The organism is Microbacterium sp. Leaf351, assembly GCF_001423825.1.
GTDB lineage: Bacteria > Actinomycetota > Actinomycetes > Actinomycetales > Microbacteriaceae > Microbacterium > Microbacterium ginsengisoli.
Map to the genome: position 1 here is coordinate 35,440 of NZ_LMPK01000002.1, position 1,734 is coordinate 37,173.

Annotated in this window: 3 protein-coding genes; all 3 read right to left on the reverse strand. The window is 70.3% G+C overall.

Annotated features, from left to right (window positions below; genetic code table 11):
• Positions 1–172: 172 nt before the first annotated feature.
• Positions 173–520: a hypothetical protein gene (locus ASG00_RS00635; RefSeq protein WP_045247898.1), complete on the reverse strand. Its 348-nt coding sequence runs from the start codon at positions 518–520 to the stop codon at positions 173–175.
• A gap of 49 nt (positions 521–569) precedes the next feature.
• Complete coding sequence (locus tag ASG00_RS00640) at positions 570–1,520, reverse strand: ParB/RepB/Spo0J family partition protein (RefSeq protein WP_082482956.1); 951 nt, start codon at positions 1,518–1,520, stop codon at positions 570–572.
• Positions 1,520–1,734: ParA family protein (locus tag ASG00_RS16050; RefSeq protein ID WP_442922559.1), on the reverse strand; the 215-nt coding region annotated here is incomplete at its 5' end. The genes ASG00_RS00640 and ASG00_RS16050, both read right to left, overlap by 1 nt.

The following is a 1,734-nucleotide window of genomic DNA, read 5'->3' on the forward strand; positions in this document are numbered from 1 at the left end:
CGCCTGAGCGAGACGCCTCACGAGAGGCCCGGATGCCGCGGCATCCGGGCCTCTCGTCGTCTTCGTCCTCGAACGGCGTGGGCGGAGCCCGTGGCAGCGGCGGTAGGGACGGCGCAGTGAAGGTCGCGTACGTCAGCCGTGTCGCGGGGCAGATGCGCGAGACGAGGAGCCGTCAGGACGCGTCGCGCACGACCGCATCCCAGCGGCGGTGGGTGTTCGCCTCTCCGAGAAGCCGCCAGACCGCACGGGTGAGCGGTGGGTAGTCGAGCGCGATCTGACGCAGCACGCGGTAGTGGCGGGCGGCGGTGGGCTTGCCCCCGCCGGCCTCGGCGATGTTCTCCGCCCGCAGCATGAACACGACCAGCTCGTCGACCGTGGGCAGGTCCTCCATGAAGTCCCAGGGGTCCTCGCCGTCGCGAAGCCGTTCCTCCACGAGCACCGACAGCTCATCCGCGGCCTCGGCGCGCAACAGCTCGAGGCTGGCGCGACGGGCTCCGTCGGTGGCTCGGGCGTCGGTCACCCATCCAGCCTACGTGCCCGCCGGTGAGGGTCGGGCCGGATGCCGCGGCTCAGCCCGCGAACCCCTCCTCGCCCAGTTCCGCCAGGATCCGATTCAAGTCCTGGATGGTGGCGAAATCTATGCTGATCTGGCCTTTTCTCGCGCTCAGACTGATCTTCACGCGCGTGTCGAGACGGTCGCCCAGTCGACTCGCGACCTCATCGAGGTGCCCCCGCCGAGCCCCCGCCTTGGGCGCCGGGCGTCGAGGTGCGGGCGAGTTCTTGGCTGCCGCTTCGGCGGCGCGCACCGAGAGATCCTCGTTCACGATCTTGTCGGCGAGCCGCGCCATCGCGTCTGTGTCGTCGAGTGACAGGATCGCCCGCGCGTGTCCCGCGCTGAGCACACCGGCCGCCACCCGCTGCTGCACCGGCACGGGAAGGCGGAGCAGCCGGATCGTGTTGGAGATCTGCGGCCGTGAGCGGCCGATGCGCTGGGACAGCTGCTCCTGCGTGATGCCGAAGTCTTCAAGCAGCTGCTGGTAGGCCGATGCCTCCTCGAGGGGATTCAGCTGCGAACGGTGCAGGTTCTCGAGCAGTGCGTCGCGCAGCAGATCCTCGTCGGCCGTCTCGCGCACGATCGCCGGGATCGAGTCCAGGCCCGCCTCTCTGGCGGCACGAGTGCGACGCTCTCCCATGATGAGCTCGTACGAGCCGTCCACCTCGCGCACGATGACGGGCTGCAGCACGCCGAACTCCCGCACCGAGTGCACGAGCTCCGCCAGGTCCTGCGGGTCGAACACGGTGCGCGGCTGGCGCGGGTTGGGCTGGATCTCGTTCGGGTCGATGCGGATCAGCCGCGCACCGGGAACGGCGATGAGCTCGGGCTCGGAGGCCGGCGGGGTATCCGCGGTCGAGGTCGTGGGCTGCTCGGGGAAGAAGACATCGACGGGGCGTGCCTCGCTGGGCTCGCTCGTCGGGATGAGGGCTCCGATCCCCCGCCCGAGTCCGGTGCGCTTGGCCATCATCGGCCCCCTTCCCGCTCGACGCCGCGCGCGAGCATCTCGACGGCGGCCTCGCGGTAGGCCACCGCGCCGGCCGACTGCACGTCATACGCGATGACGGTCTGTCCGAAGCTCGGTGCCTCACTCACCCGCACCGATCGCGGGATGACAGTCGTGAGCGTCTCGCCTGCAAAGTGGGTACGCACGTCGTCGGCGACCTCTCCCGACAGACGGG

What these genes read in the sequence shown, in the direction of transcription:
- ASG00_RS00640 (WP_082482956.1), bottom strand. Translation starts at nt 1,520, where the DNA reads ATGGCCAAGCGCACCGGACTCGGGCGGGGGATCGGAGCCCTCATCCCG.